General features: G+C 64.2%; 15 protein-coding genes and 1 tRNA gene. 9 read left to right on the forward strand and 7 right to left on the reverse strand.

Annotation, left to right across the window (positions count from 1 at the left end):
* Nucleotides 1-13: 13 nt before the first annotated feature.
* The 3 genes from RLDS_RS33670 to RLDS_RS33680 are packed head-to-tail and all read left to right on the forward strand — an operon-like array spanning nt 14 to nt 3,074.
* Nucleotides 14-1,198 (forward strand): acyl-CoA dehydrogenase family protein, encoded by a 1,185-nt coding sequence (locus RLDS_RS33670; RefSeq protein ID WP_021224837.1) that lies wholly within the window; start codon nt 14-16, stop codon nt 1,196-1,198.
* Nucleotides 1,195-2,268: a phosphotransferase gene (locus tag RLDS_RS33675; protein ID WP_021224838.1), complete on the forward strand. Its 1,074-nt coding sequence runs from the start codon at nt 1,195-1,197 to the stop codon at nt 2,266-2,268. Before RLDS_RS33670 ends, RLDS_RS33675 begins: the two co-directional genes overlap by 4 nt.
* A complete protein-coding gene (locus RLDS_RS33680; RefSeq protein ID WP_021224839.1) occupies nt 2,265-3,074 on the forward strand; it encodes an enoyl-CoA hydratase/isomerase family protein in 810 nt (269 codons plus the stop codon). Before RLDS_RS33675 ends, RLDS_RS33680 begins: the two co-directional genes overlap by 4 nt.
* A 45-nt stretch (nt 3,075-3,119) precedes the next feature.
* Here RLDS_RS33680 and RLDS_RS33685 read toward each other — a convergent pair.
* Both RLDS_RS33685 and RLDS_RS33690 read right to left on the reverse strand, forming a co-directional pair.
* Nucleotides 3,120-3,193 (reverse strand) — tRNA-Gly (locus RLDS_RS33685).
* Between the two features lie 37 nt (nt 3,194-3,230).
* The gene (locus RLDS_RS33690; protein WP_021224840.1) at nt 3,231-4,148 is read right to left on the reverse strand and encodes a sugar kinase; all 918 of its coding nucleotides are present in this window, start codon (nt 4,146-4,148) and stop codon (nt 3,231-3,233) included.
* A gap of 174 nt (nt 4,149-4,322) precedes the next feature.
* Here RLDS_RS33690 and RLDS_RS33695 point away from each other — a divergent pair, with 174 nt between their 5' ends.
* Together RLDS_RS33695 and RLDS_RS33700 are read left to right on the forward strand one after the other, a co-directional pair.
* Nucleotides 4,323-6,284, forward strand: coding sequence for a hybrid sensor histidine kinase/response regulator (locus RLDS_RS33695; RefSeq protein WP_021224841.1), 1,962 nt, complete (start codon nt 4,323-4,325; stop codon nt 6,282-6,284).
* A gap of 162 nt (nt 6,285-6,446) precedes the next feature.
* A complete protein-coding gene (locus tag RLDS_RS33700) occupies nt 6,447-7,361 on the forward strand; it encodes an alpha/beta fold hydrolase (protein ID WP_021224842.1) in 915 nt (304 codons plus the stop codon).
* Here the strand turns inward: RLDS_RS33700 and RLDS_RS33705 are convergent.
* Nucleotides 7,351-8,283, reverse strand: a complete 933-nt coding sequence (locus RLDS_RS33705; RefSeq protein ID WP_031297522.1) for an NAD(P)H-dependent flavin oxidoreductase — start codon at nt 8,281-8,283, stop codon at nt 7,351-7,353. The two genes, RLDS_RS33700 and RLDS_RS33705, sit on opposite strands and share 11 nt — an antisense overlap.
* A 136-nt stretch (nt 8,284-8,419) precedes the next feature.
* Between RLDS_RS33705 and RLDS_RS33710 the strand changes: the two genes are divergently transcribed.
* Nucleotides 8,420-9,478, forward strand: coding sequence for a hypothetical protein (locus RLDS_RS33710; RefSeq protein WP_021224844.1), 1,059 nt, complete (start codon nt 8,420-8,422; stop codon nt 9,476-9,478).
* A 39-nt stretch (nt 9,479-9,517) separates the two neighbouring features.
* Here RLDS_RS33710 and RLDS_RS33715 read toward each other — a convergent pair whose 3' ends face one another.
* Nucleotides 9,518-11,113 (reverse strand): M28 family metallopeptidase, encoded by a 1,596-nt coding sequence (locus RLDS_RS33715; RefSeq protein ID WP_031297523.1) that lies wholly within the window; start codon nt 11,111-11,113, stop codon nt 9,518-9,520.
* A gap of 116 nt (nt 11,114-11,229) precedes the next feature.
* On the opposite strand from RLDS_RS33715, the gene RLDS_RS33720 reads away from it, so the two are divergent.
* A complete protein-coding gene (locus tag RLDS_RS33720) occupies nt 11,230-11,973 on the forward strand; it encodes a head GIN domain-containing protein (RefSeq protein ID WP_021224846.1) in 744 nt (247 codons plus the stop codon).
* Nucleotides 11,925-12,647 carry a GIN domain-containing protein gene (locus RLDS_RS33725; protein ID WP_021224847.1) on the forward strand — a complete coding sequence of 241 codons (723 nt, stop codon included), beginning with the start codon at nt 11,925-11,927 and terminating at the stop codon, nt 12,645-12,647. The genes RLDS_RS33720 and RLDS_RS33725 overlap by 49 nt, the downstream gene beginning before the upstream one ends.
* Nucleotides 12,648-12,694: 47 nt before the next feature.
* Here the strand turns inward: RLDS_RS33725 and alaS are convergent, their stop codons facing one another.
* Entirely contained in the window at nt 12,695-15,349 is a 2,655-nt protein-coding gene (gene alaS / locus RLDS_RS33730) for an alanine--tRNA ligase (RefSeq protein WP_021224848.1), read from the reverse strand.
* 153 nt (nt 15,350-15,502) lie between these two features.
* On the opposite strand from alaS, the gene RLDS_RS33735 reads away from it, so the two are divergent.
* Entirely contained in the window at nt 15,503-16,549 is a 1,047-nt protein-coding gene (locus tag RLDS_RS33735; protein ID WP_021224849.1) for a glycosyltransferase family 61 protein, read from the forward strand.
* Nucleotides 16,550-16,600: 51 nt separating this feature from the next.
* Here RLDS_RS33735 and RLDS_RS33740 read toward each other — a convergent pair whose 3' ends face one another.
* Together RLDS_RS33740 and RLDS_RS33745 are read right to left on the reverse strand one after the other, a co-directional pair.
* Nucleotides 16,601-17,860 carry a M24 family metallopeptidase gene (locus RLDS_RS33740; RefSeq protein WP_021224850.1) on the reverse strand — a complete coding sequence of 420 codons (1,260 nt, stop codon included), beginning with the start codon at nt 17,858-17,860 and terminating at the stop codon, nt 16,601-16,603.
* On the reverse strand, nt 17,847-18,473 hold the full coding sequence (locus RLDS_RS33745) for a glutathione S-transferase family protein (protein ID WP_021224851.1): 627 nt from the start codon (nt 18,471-18,473) through the stop codon (nt 17,847-17,849). Before RLDS_RS33745 ends, RLDS_RS33740 begins: the two co-directional genes overlap by 14 nt.
* Between the last annotated feature and the right edge of the window lie 89 nt (nt 18,474-18,562).

Consider the following 18,562-nt stretch of genomic DNA (forward strand, 5'->3'; position numbering starts at 1 on the left):
ATGGGGCCGCGTTGTGAGCGGGATCGGGCCGGAGCGCACCGCCGCCCTTGCCGCAAAGGTCGAGGCTTTCGTGCGCGACACCGTCATTCCCTATGAACGCGATCCACGCCGCGACCATCATGGCGCACCGACCGAGGAACTGGTCGAGGAACTGAAGGAACACGCGCGCGCGGCCGACGTGCTGACGCCCCATATCCTGCCCGACGGCAGCCATCTGACGCAGCGTGAAACCGCCGTCGTGCTGACCGCTTCGGGCCTGTCCCCGCTCGGTCCCCTCGCCTGCAACACGGCTGCGCCCGACGAGGGCAATATGTATCTGCTGGGCAAGGTCGGCAGCCCGGACATTCAGGCGCGTTTCCTCAAGCCCTTGGTCGAAGGGCGCGCGCGATCGGCCTTCTTCATGACCGAACCCGACGGCGGGGCAGGCTCCGACCCGTCGATGATGCAGACCCATTGCCATCAGGACGGCAATCACTGGGTCATCAACGGACGCAAGACCTTCATCACCGGCGCGCAGGGCGCGAAGGTCGGCATCATCATGGCCAAATCGGACGATGGCGCCTGCATGTTCCTCACTGATCTGCCCCACCCCGCCATCCGCATCGACCGGGTGCCCAACACCATCGACAATTCGATGCCGGGGGGCCATGCGACCATCACCATCGACAATCTGCGCGTGCCCGCCGACCAGATGCTGGGCAACAGCGGCGAAGGCTTCCAATATGCGCAGGTGCGCCTCAGCCCCGCCCGCCTGTCCCATTGCATGCGCTGGCGCGGCGCGTGCATCCGCGCCCATGAAATCGCAACAGATTACGCCAACCGTCGCATGGCGTTCGGCAAGACCCTGATCGACCATGAAGGCGTCGGCTTCATGCTGGCCGAAAACATGATCGACCTCAAACAGTCCGAACTGATGATCGACTGGTGCGCCGGCGTGCTGGATGGCGGATCGCTGGGCACCGCCGAAAGCTCGATGGCGAAGGTTGCGGTGTCCGAAGCGCTGATGCGGGTCGCTGACCGCTGCGTCCAGGTGATGGGCGGCATGGGCGTCACCGCCGACACCATCGTCGAACAGGTGTTTCGCGAAATTCGCGCCTTCCGCATCTATGACGGCCCCACCGAAGTGCATAAGTGGAGCCTGGCGAAGAAGATCAAGCGCGACTGGAAAGCGGCGCAGGCCGGCTCGGGCGTGGCATGAGCGGCACGGGGCAGGACGCCAATGCCGGGACCATCCCCGTGCGCGACGCCCACCGCTTCGATGAGGCGGCTCTGGCGCGCTGGATGGACAGCCACGTCGCAGGCTTTGCAGGCCCGATCCAGGTCGAACAGTTCAAGGGCGGCCAGTCCAACCCGACCTACAAGCTGACGACGCCGGGGCGAACCTATGTCCTGCGGCGCAAGCCGCCGGGCGAATTGCTCAGGGGCGCACATGCCGTCGAACGCGAAGCGCGCGTGCTGATCGCGCTGGGCCGGGCCGGCTATCCAGTCGCCCATGTCCATGGCCTGTGCACTGACGACGCGGTCATCGGCAGCTGGTTCTATGTCATGGACATGGTCGAAGGGCGTATTTTCTGGGACGCGGCCTTTCCCGAAATCCATAAGGACGAACGCGCCGCCTATTTTGCCGCCATGAACGCGACCCTGGCGCAGCTTCATCGTTTCGATCCTGAGACGGTAGGACTTGGCGACTATGGCCGTCCGGGCAATTATTTCGAACGGCAGATCGCCCGCTGGTCCAGGCAATATCTAGAGGATGAGGCTGCCGGGCGCGATCCGGGCATGGACAGGCTGATCGAATGGCTCCCGACAGCAATCCCGCCCGGGGATGAAACCCGGATCGTTCATGGCGATTTCCGGTGCGACAATATGATCTTCCACCCGACGCAGCCACGCGTGCTGGCGGTGCTTGACTGGGAATTGTCGACCCTGGGCCACCCGCTTGCCGATTTTGCCTATCATGCGATGATGTACCGCATGCCGCCCGACATCGTCGCGGGGCTGGGCGGCGCCGATCCGCGTCCCCTCGGCATCCCGACCGAGGAGGATTATCGCGCGGCCTATTGCCGCAATGTGGGCCGCGCGCCGATCCCGGATGCGGACTATGCCTTTTATATCGCTTTCAATTTCTTCCGGATGGCGGCAATCTTTCACGGCATAAAGGGCCGGGTGATCCGCGGCACGGCGGCATCGGTCCACGCGCGTGAGCGGGCCGAGCGCCTGCCGCAGTTGATTGCCCTGGCGGTGGAGATGATGGAGGCGTGCCGATGACCGATGGGTCTGGAACCGATGGGGCTGAACCTGTCCGGTTCAGTGTCGAAAATGGAGTTGCCCATATCACGTTCAACCGGCCTGATGCCGGCAACGCCATTGACCTTCCCATGGCCCGCGCGCTGGCCGACATAGCGAACCGGTGCCAGAGCGATGCCGCGATCCGCTGCGTCGTGCTGACGGGCTCGGGCCGGCTTTTCTGCGCCGGTGGCGACATTGGCGCGTTCCGCGCCGCGGGCGATGATGTGGAGGCCATGTTACTGGATCTGGCCGGCACGCTGCATGTCGCCGTGGCTCGCTTCGCCCGCATGGCAAAGCCGCTCCTCACGCTGGTCAATGGTCCGGCGGCCGGCGCCGGCCTGAGCCTCGCCATCGCCGGCGATGTGGTCCTGTGCGGCGCGTCCGCCCATTTCACCGCAGCCTATGGCGGGATCGGCCTGACGCCCGATGGCGGCATGAGCTGGCTGCTGCCGCGCCTCATCGGGTTGCGCAAGGCGCAGGAGATGATCCTGACAAACCGGCGCGTCAAAGCGGACGAAGCCGAGCGCATCGGCCTTGTCACCCGCACCGTCGGGGATGACGCGCTCGCCGCCGAAGGGGCGGCCATCGCGCAATCTCTGGCCCGCGCGGCCACCGGAGCTGTCGGCGCGGCCCGCGCCCTGCTCCGCGACACGTTCCAGACCAGCCTTGAGACACAATTGGAAAGTGAGGCCCTGTCCATCAGCCACGCCGGCGCGTCCGCCGAAGGCCGGGAAGGCGTCGCAGCCTATTTCGCCAAGCGTCCACCCGACTTCATCGGGGGCTGAACCGGCCTATAGGTCGGAAGACGCAAGATATCGGATGTCGTGATGTGGAGCGGGTGAGGGGAATCGAACCCCCGTCGTCAGCTTGGGAAGCTGCCGCTCTACCATTGAGCTACACCCGCGCGAATAAGGCGTCCATGACGCAGCCGCCCAATACTGTCAACACGCACCATAGGGGGCGTCGGCGTCCTTCGCCGGGATCGCGCCGCGACGGCCGATATTCCATCCGGCGAGGCGATGACCCGCCACGGCCGCTTCCACAGGCGACGATCCGGCGAGCCGGGCATGAAGGTAGCCGGCATTGAACGCATCGCCTGCACCGCTCGAATCGATGACGTCTATCTGGCGTGGGGGAGCAACCAGTTGCCCGTCGACCAGACATCCGTCCGCCCCCAGTTTCACGATGATCTCGCGGCCCTCTCCCGCGCCCCAGCGCGCGGCGGCGTCCGCCGCATCGTCGGCCTCGCCCATTTCCACCTCGTCGGCGAGCGTCGGCAGGCCCATATCCGCGAGCGCGATGGCGCGATCGCGCCAATGTCGCGCCGTCGCAGCGTCAGGCCATAGCCGCGCCCGGTAATTGCCGTCGAACGCCACCCGCCCGCCATTGACGCGCACATGTTCGCACAACGCCAACAAGGCTTCGCGCCCATCGTCTGGAAGAATGGCAAGAGTGATCAGCGAAAAATACAGCAGGTCGGATTGCGCCGCGCCCGCCACCATCACATCGCTGTCGGGCAAGGCGAACATGCGCCGCGCGGCCGCCTCGCTGCGCCAATAATGAAAGCTGCGTTCACCGTCGGCGTCGGTTTCGATCGCATAGAGGCCGGGCAACCGATCGGCGGCGGCGAGGACTAGCTGTGTATCCACGCCCTCGGCCTGCCACTGGGCGATCAACTGCGCGCTCATCGGGTCGGTGCCGAGCGCGCTTGCCAGACGGACCGTGTCGCCAAAACGGGCGAGGTGAACGGCGGTATTGATGACATCGCCGCCGTAGCGCAAATTCCAGCTTTCCCCGTCACCATGGCTGAGTTCCAGCATCGCTTCCCCAATGACCGTGATGCCCGTCTTTGCCTTCATGCCGATGCCTGTCCTGCTGCTTGATTTGCGCCCGCTTGGTGGGCAGAGGCGGTCGCCAAGTCAAGTCGGCTTGCCACGCGTGCCGCGCGCTGGGAGGGAACGATCAAGCGCCGGCGACGTTTTGCTGAGGCAAAAATCAGGTTCGCGCGGGTCAGCGGACCATAAGGGGACAGAATGAAAAGCCTCCCATCGGAATATAGCGGCAACCGCTTCGAGTTGCTCGTTCAAAGCGTGACGGATTACGCGATCTTCATGCTTGATACCGATGGCCGGATCGCCAGCTGGAATGCCGGTGCGCGCCGGTTCAAGGGATATGAGCCGGACGAGATTATCGGCCAGCATTTTTCGCGTTTCTACACGCCGCAGGATCAGGCGGCCGGGATACCTGCCGCGGCCCTGAAAACGGCTCGTCAGGAGGGGCGTTTCGAAGCCGAAGGCTGGCGGGTGCGCAAGGATGGCACCCATTTCTGGGCCAATGTCGTGATCGACCCGATCCGCGATACGGACGGACGGCTGCTGGGCTTTGCGAAGATCACCCGCGATCTGACCGAAAGGCGCGCGGCGGACGAAGCGCTGCGCAAGAGCGAGGAGCGGTTTCGCCTGCTGGTCGAAAGCGTGTCGGACTATGCCATCTATATGCTCGACCCCGTCGGCACCATCACAAGCTGGAACAGCGGAGCCGAGCGCGCGAAAGGCTATACGGCCGAGGAGATATTGGGCAAGAATTTCGCCCTCTTCTATTCGGAGGAGGACCGTATCGCCGGCCTCCCCTCCCGCGCCCTGGGCAGCGCCGAGCGTGATGGCCGGTTCGAATCCGAAGGCTGGCGCATCCGCAAGGACGGCAGCCGATTCTGGGCCCATGCCGTGATCGACGCTGTTCGCGATCCCGCAGGACAGTTGATCGGATATGCCAAGGTTACGCGCGACCTGACCGAACGGCGCGAAACCCAGCAAGCGCTGGAAGATGCCCGCGCGGCGATCATGCAGGCGCAGAAGATGGATGCGATCGGCAAACTGACCGGCGGGGTCGCGCATGACTTCAATAATCTGTTGGCGGTGATCGTCGGCAGTCTGGAACTGGCCAGGATGCGGCTCGCCAAGGGCGGCGATATCGAGCGCTTCCTGGACAATGCGATGGCGGCGGCCGACCGGGGCGCCACCTTGACGCAGCGGATGCTCGCTTTTGCCAGACGGCAGGAATTGAAGCTGCAAAGCGTCGATTGCGTGGCGCTTGTTCAGGGCATGGCCGACATGCTGCAAAGCAGCGTGGGGCCAGTCATCAGTATCGAGAGCCTGTTTCCAAAAAGCCTAGCCCCCGCTTATGCCGATCCCGGCCAGTTGGAAATGGCGGTGCTGAACCTGGTGGTGAACGCACGCGACGCAATGCCGGAGGGCGGTCGAATCACGATCAGTGGCAGCGAAATGTTGACGGCGCAGGGGGCAGTTCCTGGCCTGGCAAGCGGCACCTATGTCAAATTGTCGGTGATCGACGAGGGCGAAGGCATGGACAGCGCCACGCTGGAGCGAGCGCGTGAGCCGTTTTTCACCACAAAGGGCGTGGGCAAAGGCACCGGCCTTGGGCTGTCCATGGTCCACGGCTTTGTCGAACAATGTGGCGGCGCGCTGACCATCGACAGCAGCGTGGGGGTGGGCACGACCGTATCCTTGTGGCTGCCCGTGTCGCAGGAAGCGGAAACGCGCGAGGCTGACATCAGCGGCCACAGCGTCGTGCAGACGCAGTCGCCACTGGTTATTCTGGCCGTCGACGACGACGATCTGGTGCTGACGAACACGGCCGGCATGTTGGAGGATCTGGGTCACACCGTCTTTCGTGCGGGGAGCGCCGCCGACGCGCTACGCATGCTCGATCAATCCCGCATCGACATGGTCGTGACCGATCACGCCATGCCCGGCATGACGGGCGCGCAATTGGCCGACGCAATCGAGCAGGCGCATCCCGACCTGCCCGTCATCATCATTACCGGCTTCGCCGAATTGCCGCCCCATTCCAGCAGCAGACCACGGCTGGACAAACCCTTCCGACAAGCCGAATTGGCCCGGATGGTCAACGGCGTTCGCTCGCTGTCCCAAGAAGGCGCGCAGCGGGAATTCGGCCCGTCGATCGATCCTGTATAGGGGCAAGGCCCCTGCCCCATCTTGCCGCAGGGCAGTAATTTCCCCGTTTTGCGAAGCGAAATTGCGGAAAAAACGCCTCATTGTTCATTCGCGCTTGCAAGATAGGGCGCGCGCGCCAATGGTCAGGCGGACATGCAAACCGACACCGCAGGATCTTGAAACATGCCGGCTGCGCCCACTCCGACGTCGCATTTCTTCACGTCCCTGCGGTCGCGCCTCCACTATCTGGATTGGGGCAATCCTTCCGCGCCCCTCTTGATCCTGGTCCATGGCGGGTTCGATCATGCCCATAGCTGGGACTGGACCGCGCGCGTGCTGGCGCGGGATTTTCACGTCATCGCGCCGGACTTGCGCGGACATGGCGACAGCGCCTGGTCACCGACCGGCGCTTATCCAATAGCGCATTTCGTCTATGACCTGTCGCTGCTGCTAGACCTGCTCGACCGGTCGCCGGTCAACATCATTGGGCATTCGCTGGGCGGGTCGATCAGCCTGCGCTTTGCGGGCCTCTTCCCCGAGAAGGTCGACAGGATCATCGCGATCGAAGGGCTTGGCCTGTCACCCGACGCTCTGGACCAGCGCAACGAACAGGCTTCCCCCGATGTCTGGCGCGACTGGATCGAAGGGCGCCGCGCCCGCGCCCACAGGACGCCCCGGTCCTACCCCACGCTGGAAGCAGCGGTCGGGCGGATGCGCGAACGCAACGAGAAGCTGACGCTGGAGCAGGCCATGCACCTGACCCAGCATGGCATCAATCGTAACGAAGACGGCAGCTATAGCTGGAAATTCGATCCCTATCTGAAAGGCATCGCGCCTGAGGCCGCATCGGACGGCGAATTGCCATCATTCTGGAGCCGGATCACTTGCCCGACCCTGCTCTACCTGGGGCGCGACAGTTGGGCGTCCAACCCGGCCAAGGACGGTCGCATAGCGCATTTTCGCGATGCCAGCCTGACCGAATTCGACAATGCGGGCCACTGGCTGCACCATGACCAGTTCGACCGATTCATTGCCGAAACGCAGCGCTTTCTCTCCCCGCAGTTGAAGCAGGGGGCGGTTGCTGGCGTCAGGCCGTGAAACCCTCCACCGCCGCCCGATAATCGGCCTTCAGCCCGGCGATGAAGTCCGCGGCGGGTTGAACCTTATGGATGGCGCCAATACCCTGCCCCGCGCCCCACACGTCGCGCCACGCCTTTTTCTCGCCGCCAGTCAGGCTGGCGAAATCCATACCCTTTGCCTTGGGCAGCGCGTCGGGATCAAGCCCGGCCGCGACTATGCTAGGCCGCAGATAGTTACCGAGTACGCCGGTGAACACGTCGGAATAGACGACGTCCTGCGCGCTACCGTCCACGATCATCTGCTTGTAGGCCGCCTGCGCATTGGCTTCCTGCGTTGCGATGAATGGCGTCCCCATATAGCCAAGGTCCGCGCCCATCATGCGCGCCGCCGCGATCGCCCGGCCCGTCGCGATCGATCCCGACAAGGCAAGCGGTCCATCGAACCATGCGCGGATTTCCTGGATCAGGGCGAAGGGCGACAAGGTGCCGGCATGCCCCCCTGCCCCCGCAGCGACGGCGATCAGGCCATCCGCCCCCTTTTCCACCGCCTTGCGGGCAAAGACGTTGCTGATGACATCATGCAGGACGATGCCGCCATAGCTGTGGATGGCCTCATTGACATCCTCGCGCGCGCCGAGCGACGTGATGACGAGCGGCACGCGATAACGCACGCAGAGCGCCAGATCCTCTTCCAGCCGGCTATTGGTGCGGTGGACGATCAGGTTGACGGCAAAGGGCGCATCGCTTTCGTCCAACGCCTCCCCCAATTGCTGCAACCAGCTTTCGAACATTCCCGCCGGCCGGGCATTGAGCGACGGGAAAGCGCCGACGATACCGCTGCGACATTGCGCGATGACCAGGTCGGGCTGCGAAATGATGAACATCGGGGAACCGATCAGCGGCAGCGACAGCCGGTCCCTCAGCAGCGGCGGCAAGGTCATGAACAACATCCTCTCTTATTGATGATGCGGCGCTAACATTGGGAAAGCGCCCGAAAAAGCCCAAAAACGACTGTGTTGATCGAATAACACAGTAGTGCTATTCTCCGGCCATCAAACCCCTCTGGGAGGATGAGCCATGTATAGCGACAGCGATTTGCAGGATGCCGTAACGGCCGGCGCCCTGTCTCCCCAAGCGGCGCAAGCGCTGCGCGATCATGTCGCGCGATCACGCGCAACCGTTGCAGTGGACGAAGAACAATTCCGGCTACTGACCGGCTTCAACGATATCTTCGTCGCGATCGCCAGCGTGATCCTGTTGGTCGCGCTGGGCTGGCTGGGCAACAGCCTGCGATTCGGCGCACCTGACTATCAACCCGCTTTCATGTCGGGCCTGCTCGTCGCAGCGGCCAGTTGGGGGCTTGCCGAATATTTCACTAGGCGGCGTCGCATGGCCCTGCCCTCCATCCTGCTGCTATGCGGCTTCGTCGGCGGGAACGCGTTCGCGGCGGGCGCGATCGGCGCGCAAATCTGGCCGCATGCCGGTGATCGCACGGCCGCCTTGATCCTGTCGGCGGCGGCAGCGGTCGGCGCGGCGGGCGCGGCCCTGCACTGGCGGCGGTTCATGGTCCCGATCACCGTGGCAGCTGGCGCGGCCGCCGGCGCCGGCGTGGTGGCGGGCCTGGTCATAGCGGCCTTCCCGGACAATCGCACCCTGCCCTTCCTGATGCTGCTGGCGTCAGGCCTGGCGATCTTTCTGCTGGCGATGCGCTGGGACATGACAGACCGGGCGCGCCTCACGCGCCGATCGGACGTTGCCTTCTGGCTGCATCTGGCCGCAGCGCCGATGATCGCCCATTCCCTCTTCCATCTGCTGGGCGTGCTGGACGGGGGCGAGATTGGCGCCGGCCGCGCCCTGCTGGTTGTGGCGCTCTATATCGCCTTCGGCCTCGTCGCGATCGCGATCGACCGGCGGGCCTTGCTGGTGTCCAGCCTCGCCTATGTCCTCTTCGCCCTTTATGCCCTATTCAAGCAAGCGGGTGCCGTGGAGCTATCCTGGGCGCTCACCAGCCTCGTCATTGGATCGGCGCTGCTGCTGCTTTCCGCGCTCTGGCATCAGGCCCGATCGATCATCGTCAACGGCCTGCCGCCGGCGCTGACCGATCGACTGCCCTATCTGGATCGCGCACCCGCCTGACAAGAGGTGCGACGGGGCCGGTGCAGGACACGCCGGCCCCTACTGCGCGAACCGCCTGAAGAAACTGTCCGCATTCCATGTCGGGCGGGCCGGCGCATTGGCGACGCGCAGCGCTACCGCCGTGACATAGGCGTTCAGCTTCGCCGTTTCCGCCGGCAGGACGGGTTGGTTGAGGTCATCGAAGGGCGAATGGTAAAGATTGGCGCGCCAGGCCTTCTCCACCACGGCCTCGGGCGTGCCAGCCTTGAACCCATATTTGAAGAATAAGGCCGGGATGCCCTGGCGGATGAAGGCATATTGGTCCGATCGAATAAAGACGTTGCGATCCGGAAAGGGGTCCGGCGTGATGGGCAGGTTCATGGCTGCGCTGACGGCGGAGGCATCATCCCCCAGGGAGCTTTGATCATAGCCGATCGGCGTGACGCTGGTCAGCGGAAAGATCGGCAGCGCCATATCGAAATTGAGGTCAGCGACCATCGCGCTGGCGGGCACCGTAGGCCGCCGGGCGAAGTAGCGCGACCCGAGCAGGCCCTTTTCCTCCGCTGTCACGATGGCGAAAAGAATGGATCGCTTGGGCTTATCCTGCGCCTGCTGCAAGGTACGCGCTATCTCCAGCAGGCTCGCCACGCCAGAGGCATTGTCGAAGGCGCCATTGTAGATGGCGTCGCCCTTGACCGGCGTGCCGATGCCATAGCCATCCAGATGCGCGGACAGCACCACATATTCATCGCGCAGCTTGGGGTCGCTCCCTGGCATGACGGCGATCAGGTTGGGCGAGGACAGGTTCCGCCGCGTCGCGGCCACCCGGGCGCTCAACCGCTGCACCAAGGGAAAGCCTGCGATCGGCGCGGACGCGTCGGCGGCCTTGGCAATGGCGGCAAAATCATGACCCGATCCTTCGAACACCAACTGCGACCGAGCCGGATCGATCTGCGCGTTCAGGAAGGGCCGGTCACTTTCGCGCAACTCCGCATCCGCATAATAAAGGGCCGGGGCGCCAGCCAGGTTGACGCGCCGCGCCCAAGGGATTTCGACCTGCCCCGGCGTCACCAGGCTGATCAATCCGACCGCCCCCTTCGACGCCAGATATTTCGCTCGCTCGGACCGGGCATGGGATTTGAGCGCGCCGGAAATCGTGGAAGGACCGCCCGAAACGACCACGACGATCTTGCCGGCGAGGTCCAGGCCGGCAAAGTCGTCATGTCCTTCTTCGGGCAGATGCAACCCATATCCGGCAAAGACCATTGGTGCGTCGATCTGCTCCGGCACCGGTCCACCCCCGCCGGAAAAAATGAGCTCGCCGGGCACGGCCAAGGGTGTTTGGCCATTCGGCCCTTGCAGGACAGCACTGCTGCGACCGGATTGAATGACCTGTTCGACAAAGGCGACAGGCTGCTTGTACCCATCGGTTCCCATAGGCTTGAGGCCAAGCGACTGGAATGCGTCGATGACATAGGCCGCCGCCTTGTCATAGCCGGGCGTGCCCGTGCCGCGCCCCTCCATCTCGTCGCTGGCCAACGCCTGCACATGCCTCAACCATCGCGCGCCGTCATCCGGGACGGCATCCTCGGCCGACAGGGCTGGCGACAAGAGCATGAGCGCCGCGAATGGCAATGTCAGGGCTAGGCGCTTCATGGTCACACTCCGCTTGTCCGAAAGTCTATTGATCATCATGAGCGCCGACGAACAAGAGGCTTGGACCCGCCATCATCTCGTGTATTATTATGGCAATACACATCAGGAGATTTGCGATGTCCCGCTCCTTCCCCCTTCTGACATTGGCGTTATCGAGCCTGCTTCTTTCCACCAGCGCCTGCTCGCGAACCGACGAGTCGCCCACGGCGGAGAGTGGTGCGGCCAAAGCGCAGGACTGGTCCGGCCTGCGCGATTTTACCGCCATCGATGCAACAGGGCCTGACGATGTCAAAGTCACGATCGCTCCAGAATTTTCGGTCCGGGCACAGGGTGATGCGCGGGCGATCGCGGACCTCGATATCCGGGTGAAGGGCAGCACTCTGCTGATCGGGCGCAAGTCCAGCACCACATGGTCCGGCGCGAAGAGCGCAAACCACGCCACCATCTATGTCACCATGCCCGCCATCACCGCTGCCGACCTGACAGGCGCGGGCGATCTGGATCTCGACAAGGCGGAAGGCGACAGCCTGACTCTGTCGTTGACCGGCGCGGGCGACTTCCGCATCGGAAGCGTCAGGCTCCAATCCCTGACCACCGACATTACCGGCGCAGGCTCAGTGAAGATCGCGGGCACGGCTGACCAGGCGAAACTTTCCATCACCGGCGCGGGCGACATTGACGGTGAAGCATTGAAGGTCGGGGACGCCGATGTATCCGTACTGGGCGCGGGCGACATCGACTTCGCGTCGGACGGCAAAGTTGCTATCAGCATCATGGGTCCGGGCGACGTGACGGTGAAAGGCAAGGCGCAATGCACGAAGACAGGGCTTGGCCCCGGCGAGGCGCGCTGTGCGCCCTGATCCTTGCCGGGCTGGCGGCGGCATCGCCAGCGCCGGCGGCAACGCGCGGTTACACCATCACCAGTTTCGACAGCATTCGTGTCGACGCACCCGTTTCGGTAATCTTGTCCACAGGCCGGGGACCGTCCGCCCGTGCCGAGGGCGATCAGGCGCAGCTTGACCGCCTGCACGTCGAAGTGTCCGGGCGCCAATTGATCATCGGCATGGACAGGCTGCGTCCGGGCGAGAAAAGCAGCGGCGCGGCATCGCTGCGCCTGTCGACCGGGATGATCGACCGCGTGATGCTGACCGGTGGCGGGTCCGTGCAGATCGACCGCATGAAGGGGCTGCGGGGCCAGATCGTGCTTGGCGGCAATGGCGACGTCAGCATCAGCGATGTGCAACTGGACCGGCTGGACCTGCTATTGGCGGGCGGCGGGCGCGCGACGCTGGCGGGCCACGCCGGCGTCGCGACCATCCATGTGAACGGTCCGGGCGAAGTCGCCGCCCAAGGCTTGCGCGCGCGTCAGGCCGAGATTGGCAATGACGGACCGGGCAGCGTCGCGCTCACCGCCGATGTCGCCGTCAAGATCGTCGCCAGCGGATCGGGCGACGTCAGGGTCGAGGGCAAGGCCGCCTGCACCGTCGACCATCGCGGCACCGGTCAGCTGCTGTGCGGCGGCGAAAGCTACTAAATCCGGCCGCATCGCCTGACAGGCCGCTCCGTCCGGTTTCTGCTCCTTCAGGCCGGTACGCTGGCGAGCGCCGCCTTCACCGCGTCCAGCGCCGCCGCCGCCTTGTCGCCATCCGGGCCGCCGCCCTGCGCCATGTCGGGACGGCCACCGCCGCCCTTGCCCCCCAGCGCCTCGACGCCAGCACGGACCAGGTCCACGGCGCTGATCTGGGCTTTCAGGTCATCGGTCACGCCGACGGCGATGCTGGCGCGGCCATCGACCACGGCGAGCACGGCGGACACACCGCTGCCCAGCGTCGCCTTGTTCTGATCGACGATGCCGCGCAATTCCTTGGGGTCGAGCCCTTCGATCACCTGCCCCATAAAGTCGATGCTGCCGACCTTTTCCGGTCCCGCCGCCTGCGCCGCGCTGCCGCCGCCCAGCGCCAGAGCCTTCTTTGCCTCGGCCAGTTCGCGCTCCAGCTTGCGGCTCTGCTCGACCAGCGCCGCGATTCGCGCCGGCACATCTTCCGGCGTGGTCTTGAGCGCGGCGGCCGTCTGGCGCAGCTTGTCGTCGCGTTCGACCAGCCAAAGGCGCGCGGCCTCCCCGGTCAGCGCCTCGATGCGGCGCACGCCCGAGGACACGGCGCTTTCCGACACGATCTTGAACAGGGCGATGTCACCGGTCGCGCGGACATGGGTGCCGCCGCACAGTTCGACCGAATAATGCGCATCATCGCCCCGGCCCATCGACAGGACGCGAACCTCGTCCCCATATTTTTCGCCGAACAGCGCCATGGCGCCCGCCGCGACCGCATCGTCAGGGGTCATGAGGCGGGTTGTCACCTCCTCATTATGGCGCACCTGCGCGTTCACATCCGCCTCGATCGCGGCGATCTGCGCCTGGGTCAGTGCTTCGGGGTGCGAGAAGTCGAAGCGCAGGCGATCAGCTGCGACCAAGCTGCCCTTCTGCGTCACATGCGCGCCCAGTTCCTTGCGTAAAGCGGCGTGGAGCAGATGGGTTGCGCTATGATTGGCGCGGATACGGTCCCGCCTTTCGACATCGACGCTCAGATGTACGGTGTCGCCGACCTTGATGCTGCCCGCCTCGATCGTCGCGTGATGGGCATGGACGCGGCCCAGCGGCTTGGCAGTATCGTCGACCATCGCGACAAAGCCGCCCTGCGTCGTGATCCGGCCCGCGTCGCCCATCTGGCCGCCGCTTTCGCCATAGAAGGGCGTCTGGTTGGTGACGATCGTGACGGTGTCGCCGGCACGCGCGCTGTCGAAGTTCACACCGTCCTTGACGATAGCCAGAACCTCGCCCTCGCCCTGCGTGGTGCTGTACCCGATAAATTCGGTATTGCCCGCCTTTTCCGCGATATCGAACCAAATTTCGTCCGAAGCCTTTTCGCCCGATCCCTTCCAGGCGGCCCGGGCGGCGGCCTTCTGCTCGGCCATGGCGGCGTCGAAGCCGGCGCGGTCGACGGTCAGGCCGCGCGAGCGCAGCGCGTCTTCGGTCAGGTCATAGGGGAAGCCATAAGTATCATAGAGCTTGAAGGCAGTTTCACCGGCAAGCGTCCCGCCTTGCGCCAAGTCGCCGGTCGCCTCGTCCAGCAATTTGAGGCCGTTTTCCAGCGTCTTGCGAAAGCGTGTTTCTTCGCGCAGCAGGGTTTCCTCGATCAGCGGCTGGGCGCGGACCAGTTCGGGATAGGCTCCACCCATTTCCGATACGAGGCTGGAGACGAGGCGATACATCAGCGGCTCCCTCGCGCCGATGATGTGCGCGTGGCGCATGGCGCGGCGCATGATCCGACGCAGGACATAGCCGCGCCCCTCATTGGCCGGCAGCACGCCGTCGGCAATCAGGAACCCCGTCGAGCGCAGATGGTCGGCGATGACGCGATGGCTGGCCTTATGCTCGCCGTCCGTCGCGGTGCGGCTCAGCGCGCCGCTTTCGGCAATCAGCGCCTTGAACGTGTCTGTGTCGTAATTGTCGGTGACGCCCTGCATGACCGCGGCGACCCGTTCCAGCCCCATGCCGGTGTCGATGCTGGGCTTGGGCAGTTCGCCTACAATCTCGTTGGCCTCCTGCTCATATTGCATGAAGACAAGGTTCCAGATTTCGACAAAACGGTCGCCATCCTCCTCCGGCGATCCGGGCGGGCCGCCCCAGATATGATCGCCATGGTCGTAGAAGATTTCCGAGCAGGGGCCGCAGGGGCCGCTGTCGCCCATTGCCCAGAAATTATCCTTGGTCGCGATACGGATGATGCGGTGTTCGGGCAGGCCAGCGATCTTCTTCCACAGGTCGAACGCTTCGTCGTCGGTGTGGTAGACGGTCGCAGTCAGCCTGTCGGCGGGCAGACCCCATTCCTTTGTCAGCAACGTCCAGGCATGGGTGATCGCCTGTTCCTTGAAATAATCGCCGAAGCTGAAATTGCCCAGCATTTCGAAGAATGTATGGTGCCGCGCGGTATAGCCGACATTATCGAGGTCATTATGCTTGCCGCCCGCGCGCACGCATTTCTGGCTCGACGTCGCGGTCTGATAGGGACGGCTTTCTAGACCGGTAAAGACATTCTTGAACGGCACCATCCCGGCGTTGACGAACATCAACGTCGGATCATTGTGCGGCACCAGCGGCGCCGATGGAACGATGCTGTGCCCATTGCCCCCGAAATAATCGAGGAAGGAGCGGCGAATGTCGTTGGTCGAGGTCATGGGGGCGATTTAGTGCCAAGCGGTCCGCCGCACAAGCGGCGCTTTTCGTCGGCTCCCGCGCTGTGCACAGGGGTGGAGGTGATCCCTAACCAACCTTGTCATTCGCGCCTCAGCCTGTAAAGGCCTCAATTTGCGCACGGTTTGGAGTTAGGAATGGCGGCACAGGTTTTCGTGGAATGGCGGAGCGTCAGGAAGACACCAGCCGTCCCGATGCTGTGGAATGACGGGTTGACCCCCTTGATCCAGCAAAACCATGCCTATGCCGTCGAAACGCCGCCGGCAACCATCTGGGCGTTCGAGAATGTCGAACTTATCGGCCCTTGCATCCCCCTGATCCTCGATGATCTGGACCATGAATTTAAGATCGGGCTGTTCCCGGGTTACGTCGTTCGGAAATATGCAGATCCGGCTTATGTCGGACAGTTTGCGCGCGCGACTGCCGGGACGCGGCAGATCAGCAGCGCCTGGTCCATCTGGAATTATAATTGTGTCATCTATGGCCATTTCCTGTTGGAAGCGATGCCGCGCCTACTCCTGATCCGGGAGGCGATCCTTCGGGATCCATCTTTGGCCACCGTCCCCATCCTGATCCCCAGCGATGCACCGTCCTACGCCCTGCGGTGGATCGCACTGTTGCTGCCCGATGTTCCGATCGAAACAATAGACGTGCACGACAGCATCATCGTGCAGCGCCTACTCATTCCCCGCTGGGGCAATCGCTATATCTATCCGGATGTCGTGCAAAATCAGCTGGAGCAACTCGCCGCGCCCCACAAGTCCGAAGACGGACCGAAGCGCCGCATCTTCGTGGAGCGCCGCGTCGAATCCTACCGCGTCCTGGCTAATGCGGACCAGTTGCGCGACATCGCCGCGAGCCATGGCTTCGAAAGCGTCAGTCCCGAGCGCTTGCCGTTGCAGGAGCAAATCGCGCTGTTCGCCGATGCGCGCCATATCGTCGGGGAATTCTCCAGCGCGATGCACAACGCGCTCTTTTCGCCGGCCGGATGCCGTGTGATGGCGATGAACTACCTCGCCGAATGCCAATCGCGCATCGGCAACTTCCGGCGGCAACGCGTCGGCTATATTCTGCCTGAAAATGGTGTGGTGAGCTATGATCCCAGCATCACGGGCGTCCGGCATTTCGAAATCGATCCCGCCGTCTTCACAGCCAAGCTTGCTAAGATGCTGGAAGGCACCTGATGCCCTCGCCCGGGGCATGCTCGTCGAAGCGATAGTGAGTATCAGCCTGCCTTACCCGATCGGCCTCTCTATCGAGGCGGGCGGGTGGGAAAACCATGCCGGTTCCTTTTCGGTCATGTGGAAGCAATCCTCCATGCGGATGCCCATGACGCCGGGGAGATAGAGGCCCGGTTCGTTGGAAAAGCACATGCCGACGTCCAGCTTCGTCGTTTCGCCATGGACGAGGTTGACCGGCTCATGGCCTTCCATGCCGATCCCGTGGCCGGTGCGATGGGAGAGGCCAGGCAGCGCATAGCCGGGGCCATAGCCCTGCGCCTCATACCAGCCGCGCACCGCGTCATCGACCGAACCGGCGGGCGCGCCCAGCCGGGCCGTGGCGAAAGCGATCTTCTGCCCCTGCGCCACATCCTTCCAGACCTTGCGCTGCTGGGCTGTCGGAGTGGCGTCATGAACCCAGCTGCGGCTGATATCGGATTGATAATCCTCGACCGTGCAGCCGCAGTCCATCAACACCACCTCGCCCGTGCGCACAGCCTGCGGCTTGCCCGAGCCATGAGGATAGGCCGCGGCCTCGCCCAGCAGGACGAGGTTGAATTCGACCTTTCCGCCCAGTTGCTTCGTCGCCGCAGTCATGAGCGCACCGATATGAGCTGGCGTCATGCCCGCCCGGACCTGGGGGTAGGTCCAGCGATAGGCGGCCATGGTGACATCGGCCGCCTTTTGCATCAGGGCGATTTCGGCGGCGGTCTTGCGCATGCGCAGCGCCCGGGTGACGGGGTCCTTCACCAGCGTGGCGGCGGGCATGGCGGCCTTCAACCCGTCGACCGCGAAATAGCGCACGCTTTCCTCGATGCCGATGCGCCCCTTGGCCAATCCCTTCGCTGAGAGGAAGTCGGCAATGGGTGCATAGGGGCTTTCATGCTCCTGCCAGACGCGAACCTCGGCAGGGATGGAAAGCGATTCGTCGATCGAGGGTTTCTCGAAAAAGGGACAGACGACGAGCGGCGCGCCGCTGGCGGGGATGACCAGCGCGGTAAGCCGCTCGCTGCGATGCCAGCGGATGCCGCTATAATAAATGAGGCTGGCGCCCGGTTCGATCAGCAGCGCGTCTATGCCGTCCCGCTGCATCAGCGCCTGCGCACGGGCAAGGCGATCGGCGCGCTCCGCCTTCCCGATCGGCGTGATGTCGCCAGTCAGGGACGCGAGCGCCTCTGCCGCTTTTTCCTGCGCGAACAGGCGCGGGCTGACCAAGCCGACACCGATGCCGACAGCTGCAAGGCGCAGGACAGCGCGGCGATCAGGCGTAGGCATAGGGGCCGCCCGCCGCCAAAGCCGCCTGATAGGCGGGGCGATCGTGCATCTCCTTCAACCAGCGAATGAGATGCGGACGGCTATCATCAAGGCCGCCGCGCGCGCGGGATGCTTCCAGCGGAAAGCTCATCATCATGTCGGCGGCGGTGAAGGCGTCACCAGCGAAATAAGGGCGGCTCGCCAGTTCGGTTTCCAGCCAGTCGAGATGATCGTCGAGCATTTTCTGCACGGTGGGCCTGGCGGGGCGGCCGAGCAGGCCGAGCTTCCCGACCACCAGCAGCGCCAGCAGCGGGGGCATCATCGACCCTTCGGCATAATGCATATATTGGCGATAGCGGATCGCATTGTCCGCCTCCGCCGGCGCGCCGAAACGATGGCCCGATCGCGCGACAAGATAGTCCATAATCGCGCCGGTTTCGATCAGGCGGTGACCATCGACCTCCACCACCGGCGACCGGCCGAGCGGGTGAACAGCGCGCAGCGAGGCGGGCGCGCGCATGGTCTTTGCATCGCGTTCATAGCGCCGCACCTCATAGGGCTCGCCCAGTTCCTCCAGCAGCCAGAGGATGCGTTGCGACCGGCTGTTATTGAGATGATGGACGATGATGGTCATGACGGTCCTTCCCGTGCTGCGGAACATGGTGGCTAACGCAGCAGGGGATGGTTGCCAAGGTCGGGCCTATGTCTTGCCCTTCACGATAG

The organism is Sphingobium lactosutens DS20, assembly GCF_000445105.1.
Taxonomy (GTDB): Bacteria; Pseudomonadota; Alphaproteobacteria; order Sphingomonadales; family Sphingomonadaceae; genus Sphingobium; species Sphingobium lactosutens.